This is a genomic window from Allobosea sp. FBZP-16 (assembly GCF_002831785.1).
GTDB classification, from domain to species: domain Bacteria; phylum Pseudomonadota; class Alphaproteobacteria; order Rhizobiales; family Beijerinckiaceae; genus Allobosea; species Allobosea lupini.
Genome location: NZ_LNCQ01000048.1, coordinates 76420 through 82419, shown reverse-complemented (window position 1 = coordinate 82419; position 6000 = coordinate 76420). Strand labels below are relative to the sequence as shown.

6 protein-coding genes and 1 pseudogene are annotated in these 6000 nt (G+C 66.8%); 4 read left to right on the top strand and 3 right to left on the bottom strand.

All coding sequences use genetic code 11. The features are described from left to right. The coding region (locus CXY91_RS30735; protein ID WP_210202610.1) for a hypothetical protein at nucleotides 1-266 on the bottom strand (266 nt) is incomplete at its 3' end. Nucleotides 267-278: 12 nt separating this feature from the next. Here CXY91_RS30735 and CXY91_RS24065 point away from each other — a divergent pair. Both CXY91_RS24065 and rpoD read left to right on the top strand, forming a co-directional pair. Further along, nucleotides 279-683, top strand: coding sequence for a hypothetical protein (locus CXY91_RS24065; RefSeq protein WP_210202609.1), 405 nt, complete (start codon nucleotides 279-281; stop codon nucleotides 681-683). A gap of 191 nt (nucleotides 684-874) precedes the next feature. After that, entirely contained in the window at nucleotides 875-2887 is a 2013-nt protein-coding gene (gene rpoD / locus CXY91_RS24060) for an RNA polymerase sigma factor RpoD (RefSeq protein ID WP_100964026.1), read from the top strand. Between the two features lie 22 nt (nucleotides 2888-2909). Here rpoD and gcvA read toward each other — a convergent pair whose 3' ends face one another. Beyond that, entirely contained in the window at nucleotides 2910-3839 is a 930-nt protein-coding gene (gene gcvA, locus CXY91_RS24055; RefSeq protein WP_100964024.1) for a transcriptional regulator GcvA, read from the bottom strand. A 208-nt stretch (nucleotides 3840-4047) separates the two neighbouring features. On the opposite strand from gcvA, the pseudogene CXY91_RS24050 reads away from it, so the two are divergent. Continuing rightward, nucleotides 4048-5235, top strand: a pseudogene (locus CXY91_RS24050) (aminotransferase class V-fold PLP-dependent enzyme). Between the two features lie 15 nt (nucleotides 5236-5250). Here the strand turns inward: CXY91_RS24050 and CXY91_RS24045 are convergent. Continuing rightward, entirely contained in the window at nucleotides 5251-5496 is a 246-nt protein-coding gene (locus CXY91_RS24045; RefSeq protein ID WP_100964022.1) for a DUF2798 domain-containing protein, read from the bottom strand. A 227-nt stretch (nucleotides 5497-5723) separates the two neighbouring features. Between CXY91_RS24045 and CXY91_RS24040 the strand changes: the two genes are divergently transcribed. Further along, on the top strand, nucleotides 5724-5999 hold the full coding sequence (locus tag CXY91_RS24040) for a hypothetical protein (protein WP_100964020.1): 276 nt from the start codon (nucleotides 5724-5726) through the stop codon (nucleotides 5997-5999). Nucleotide 6000 lies beyond the last annotated feature (1 nt).

The window sequence follows — 6000 nt, the reverse complement described above, 5'->3', positions numbered from 1 at the left end:
CCCGCCGGCACTACCGCCGCGAGATCGACGAGCGGCTCGGCCAGCTCTTCGCGCCGGCGCGGCAGGAGCGGTTCGAGGGCCGGCGCCAGAGCGGGTTCGGCGGCGGTACTGCGCGCGGCGGCGGGCGCGGCTTTCCGCGTGGCTCCGAACGGCCGCCGCTGTCGCTGGTGCGGCCGAGCCCGCAACTTGCCGGTTCGCAGATGATGCAGCGCCGGCACGGCGAAAACACGCGCGAGGCGTTCATCCTGCTGGCCCTTGCGAGCCATCCGGACCTCGTCATGCGCTGCGTCGACGAGATCGCCGAACTTGCGCTCGACGGGACCGCGGCCGAGCGCTTCCGCCAGGCGCTCGTCGAAGCGGCCTTCGATGGCAGCTTCGACCAGGAGGCGTTCGGGCGCAGGCTGGAGCAGACCCGCGTGGCGGAGGCGAGAGCGGCGCTGCTCGCCGTCACCCAGCCGGCCGAACGGCTGAAACTCGCGCAAACGGCTGATCCTGAATCTGTTTTTGATTCGATTCGTCAGGCTCTCGTCTTGCATCATCGCGCACGCACGCTACATAGCGAGCTGAAGGCAGCCGAACGCGCATTGGCTGACGAACCAACGGAAGCCAATTTCGCCTGGATGAAGGACGTCAAGGCTCGCCTCGAGACGATCGAGGGGACCGAGGCGAACCCAGAGAAATGACCAGGCCGGCCCGTTGCTTTCGTCGGCAGAATCGAGGACGGCTTTGAGGATGGTGCACGATTCATCAACGATGGTCGGCGCTATCTATGGCGGATTGAGTTGGGTGGGTGCGCGGCAGTGACGTCTGCCGCGGCGCCCTTTTATGCGTCGGGTCCAGAGCACCGGCGCGCAAGATGGTGGAGCGCTGATTGATGGCGACCAAAGTGAGCGAGCGGGACAAGTCCGAAGCGGGTTCCCCGGAGGCGCCCCCGAGCACGGACAGCCCGCTTCTCGATCTCACCGATCAGGCCGTCAAGCGGATGATCAAGCTCGCCAAGAAGCGCGGCTATGTCACCTATGACGAATTGAACGAGGTCCTGCCGTCGGAAGAGTTCTCCTCCGAGCAGATCGAGGATGTGCTCGGCCAGCTCAGCGAGCAGGGCATCAACGTCGTCGACAACGAGGATCCGGAAGCGGCCGGCGAAGAGCGTGCGGCCCGCGGCAAGGACGGTGAAGAGGACGAGGCCGAGGGCGGCGACATGGTCGAGGCGCAGCGCTCGGCGCTGCCGGTCGAGACCAAGCGCAATCTCGAGCCGACCGAGCGCACCGACGATCCGGTCCGCATGTATCTGCGCGAGATGGGCTCGGTCGAACTGCTCTCGCGCGAAGGCGAGATCGCGATCGCCAAGCGCATCGAGGCCGGCCGCGAGGCGATGATCGCGGGACTCTGCGAGAGCCCGCTGACCTTCCAGGCGATCATCATCTGGCGCGACGAGCTGATGGAGGGCAAGGTTCTCCTGCGCGACATCATCGACCTCGAAGCGACCTATGCCGGTCCCGACGGCAAGAACCCGGACCAGCTGCCGGGCGAGGGCGAGGAGGTGGCTGAGGCCGAGGAGGCTGCACCCGAGGGCGAGACTCCGCCCGAAGGCATGGACGACGACGACATGGAGAACAACGTGTCGCTCTCGGCCATGGAAGCCGAGCTGAAGCCGCGCGTGCTCGAAACCTTCGACTCGATCGCCAGCAACTACACCAAGCTGCGGCGCCTGCAGGACCAGGACATTGCCGGCCGGCTGGAGAATGCCAAGCTCTCGCCGTCGCAGGACCGCAAGTACAAGAAGCTGAAGGACGACATCATCGTTTCGGTGAAGTCGCTCTCGCTCAACAACAACCGCATCGAGGCGCTGGTCGAGCAGCTCTACGACATCAACAAGCGGCTTATTTCTCACGAGACGAGACTTCTGCGTCTCGCCGAGAGCTACGGCGTCGGCCGCGAGGATTTCCTGAAGCAGCATATCGGCGGCGAGCTCGACCCGAAGTGGCTGCTGCGCGTCTCCAAGCTCGGCTCGCGCGGCTGGAAGGAGTTCGTCGCGCAGGAGAAGGACCGGATCAAGGATCTGCGCGAGGACATCCATACGATGGCCTCCGAGACCGGCCTGGAGATTCAGGAATTCCGCAAGATCGTGCTGATGGTCCAGAAGGGCGAGCGCGAGGCCCGGCAGGCGAAGAAGGAGATGATCGAGGCGAACCTGCGTCTCGTGATCTCGATCGCCAAGAAGTACACGAACCGCGGCCTGCAGTTCCTCGACCTGATCCAGGAGGGGAACATCGGCCTGATGAAGGCGGTCGACAAGTTCGAGTACCGCCGGGGCTACAAGTTCTCGACCTACGCGACCTGGTGGATTCGCCAGGCGATCACCCGTTCGATCGCCGACCAGGCCCGTACCATCCGCATCCCGGTGCACATGATCGAGACGATCAACAAGATCGTCAGGACCTCGCGCCAGATGCTGCACGAGATCGGCCGCGAGCCGACCCCGGAGGAATTGGCCGAGAAGCTGGCCATGCCGCTTGAGAAGGTGCGCAAGGTCCTGAAGATCGCCAAGGAGCCGATCTCGCTGGAGACCCCGATCGGCGACGAGGAGGATTCGCATCTCGGCGACTTCATCGAGGACAAGAACGCGATCCTGCCGATCGACGCGGCGATCCAGTCGAACCTGCGCGAGACCACGACGCGCGTGCTCGCCTCGCTCACCCCGCGCGAGGAGCGCGTGCTGCGCATGCGCTTCGGCATCGGCATGAACACCGACCACACCCTCGAAGAGGTCGGCCAGCAGTTCAGCGTCACCCGCGAGCGCATCCGCCAGATCGAGGCGAAGGCGCTGCGCAAGCTCAAGCATCCGAGCCGGAGCCGCAAGCTCCGGAGCTTCCTGGACAATTGACGCGAAGTTCGAACGGGGCGCTTCAGCGCCCCGTTTCATTTTGGCGGGCCATTCCCGCGGATCCGGCCTCGGCGATTTCGTGCCTGAGCCAGTTCACGAACATCGCCGCGGCCGGCTTGCCTGCGCCGCTGCCCGGCAGGACCGCCCAGTAGCCAAGCCCCGGCGCGGTCGCGAAATCCGACAATGGCGCGAGCAATGCGCCACGGCGGAGATGATCCGCGACGAGAAGGCTGCGGCCTATGGCGACACCCTGACCATTGAGCGCGGCCTGCAGGACGACGTTGTAGTCCGTCAACTGCAGCCGGCTGGCTGAGGTCAGGTCGAGGGCGGTATGCCGCGACCAGGCCTCCCATTCGGTGGGACGATGGCTGGTCAGCAGGGTGTGCGAGAGGATGTCGTCAGGTTTCGCCAGTGGCTGACGTGCCGCCAGCTCCGGGCTCAGGACCGGAAGCAGGCGTTCGGCAGCAAGCAGCTCGCAGCGCAGGCCCGGCCATTCGCCGACGCCGTAGCGAATCGCGATATCCGCCTCCCCGGCGGCGAGGTTGGCCTGGTTCAGCGTCGGGTCGAGGACGAGTTCGATCTGCGGATAGGCGGCCAGGAAACCGGCGAGACGCGACACCAGCCAGTTGGCGGCGAAGGATGGCAGCAGGCTCACCGTCAGGACCTGGCGCGTAGCGTACGAGCGGATCTCGCGGGTTCCGTCGGCGACCAGAGCGAAGGCCTGCGAGATACTGTCGAGATAGCGTGCGCCTGCCGCGGTCAAGGCGATGCTGCGCCCCTTGCGCTCGAACAGCATGGTTCCCAGCGCTTCTTCCAGCGTCCGGACATGATGGCTCACGGCGCTCTGCGTAATCAGCAATTCCTCGCCGGCGCGGCGGAAGCTGAGGAGGCGGCCGACGGCTTCGAACGCGCGCAGCGCATGCAGCGGTGGCAGGACGGGCGAGGAGCGCATGCGATGGAGTTCCGATCATCGATATCGAGCTATAGGCCGGGTTCCACCCATGAGCCAGATCGATCGCAGCGTCGGACGTTTCGAATTGGTCAGCCGCGGACGGCGCTGCCATCGTCGGGATCGAAGGGATTTCGACGATGATGATGACTGACTCCTCGCTGATGCTCGCCCTGGCTACGGACGCGGCCCGCCTTGTGCGGGTTCGGCAATGAGCCGCCTCGATATCGAAGCGCTCCGCGCCGCAACGCCGGGCTGCGCGACCAGCATCCACTTCAATCACGCCGGCGCTTCGCTGATGTCCGCCGGCACGCTCGCTGCGGTGACCGAGCAGCTCCAGCGCGAGGCGCTGTATGGCCCGCATGAGGCCAGTGTCGCGGTCCAGGGCCGGCTGGATCAGGCACGGGCGGATGCCGCCCGCCTTCTCAACGCCACGCCCGCCGAGATCGCATTCACCCCCAGCGGCTCCGCCGGCTGGGGGCTCGCCTTCGCCGCCCTGCCGCCGCTGCGCGCTGGCGACCGCATTCTGGTCGGGCGCCAGGAATGGGGCGGCAATCTCGCGACGATGTAGCGCGCGGCAGCGCGCTCTGGAGCGCGGATCGAGATGATCCCCTGCCGCGAGGATGGCTCGGTCGATCCGGAGGCGCTAGCAGGCATGATCGACGAGCACGTTCGTCTCGTCGCCCTGACCTGGCTGCCTGCCAATGGTGGCCTGATCAACGACGCCGCGGCAGTCGGCCGGGTGACGCGTGCGGCCGGCATCCCCTATTTCGTCGATGCCGGGCAGGCGCTCGGGCAGATTCCCGTCGATGTCGAGGCGATCGGCTGCGACGTGCTCAAGGGTGCCGGACGCAAGCATCTGCGCGGCCCGCGCGGAACCGCGATCCTCTATGTCCAGGCTTCGCTCCGGCAGCGGCTCGACCCGGTGTTCTCGGATGTCCTGTCCGCGCCCTGGACGGCGCAGGGGCCAGTGCCGCGCGGCGATGCGCGGATCTTCGAGACGAGCGAGCACGCGGTCGCGCTGCTGCTGGGACTCGGCGTCGCGCTGCATGAGGCGCTGGCGCTCGGCGTGCCTGCGATCCGGGACCAGATCGACCTGACGGCGAGGCGGTTGCGGGCCGAGCTTGCGACCATCGACGGCGTCACGATCCATGATCTCGGGCAGCAACGGTCCGGGCTGGTGTCCTTCACCGTCGGCGATCTCGACGTCAACGCGGTCAAGAGCCGGCTTGCGAGTGCCGGGATTTCGGTGGGAGCGAACGGGCCCGCCTATACACCGTTCGACATGGAGGCACGCGGGCTCGCCGGCATCGTGCGTGCCTCCGTCAGCTATCTCACGAGCGAGCAGGACATCGAGCGCCTGCTCGCCGCGGTCCACGACATCGCGCGGACGTGTTGAGCGCGTCGCCCGGGCTCACCCCGCCGGCGCGCAGAGCATCGCAGTGAGCCGGCGCGCCACCGGCAGGGCCAGCAGCAGCACCGGGAAGGCGATCAGCCAGGACAGGCCCCAGGCAACGGGCCAGCCCTCGACGAAGGCCGGTGTCGGGCCGAGCACGCGCAGGGTCGAAATCCCTGAGACGATCAGGGTCATCAGGCCGGAGAGGATCAAGGGTGTGACGAACGCGCCATAGCGCGCCGGCAATTTGCGGACGGAGTTCATGGGAGACATCCTGCAAGGACAGGCCGCGCCGTCATGGCCTTGTTGCATCCCGGCGGCGCTGAGCCTTCGTGGATGCGTTGCCTGACGTGAGACGCTTACGGCTGTCCCTGGGGACGCGGCGCTGCCTTTACGATCGACAGGCACAGGGGGCAAGCAGAATCGGTCCAGTCCGCCACAGTTCTGCTAAGGTACGCCTCACAATCGGGGCTTCCCTTGGAGGAGCAGAGATGGCCGGTATCCCGAGCGCCGACGAGATCGAAGCCGCCAAGGCGGCGCTGCAGGCGAATCTTCCGCCCCAGGCGAAGAAGCAGGAAGAGGAAGGCTCGACGGCCGGGGACGTCGTCAGCGGCGTGCTCGATGTCGCCAGCAACGTCACCATCGATGCGGTCGGTGTCGCGGTCGAGGTGGTCGGGACCGTGGTCGAGGGCGCCGGGGCCGCTGTGGTTGCTACCGGTGAGGCGGTGGTCAGCGTCATCGGCGGCATCTTCGAGGGGCTGGGCTAGC

What these genes read in the sequence shown, in the direction of transcription:
- CXY91_RS24065 (WP_210202609.1), top strand. Translation starts at nt 279, where the DNA reads ATGCGCTGCGTCGACGAGATCGCCGAACTTGCGCTCGACGGGACCGCG.
- rpoD (WP_100964026.1), top strand. Translation starts at nt 875, where the DNA reads ATGGCGACCAAAGTGAGCGAGCGGGACAAGTCCGAAGCGGGTTCCCCG.
- gcvA (WP_100964024.1), bottom strand. Translation starts at nt 3,839, where the DNA reads ATGCGCTCCTCGCCCGTCCTGCCACCGCTGCATGCGCTGCGCGCGTTC.
- CXY91_RS24045 (WP_100964022.1), bottom strand. Translation starts at nt 5,496, where the DNA reads ATGAACTCCGTCCGCAAATTGCCGGCGCGCTATGGCGCGTTCGTCACA.
- CXY91_RS24040 (WP_100964020.1), top strand. Translation starts at nt 5,724, where the DNA reads ATGGCCGGTATCCCGAGCGCCGACGAGATCGAAGCCGCCAAGGCGGCG.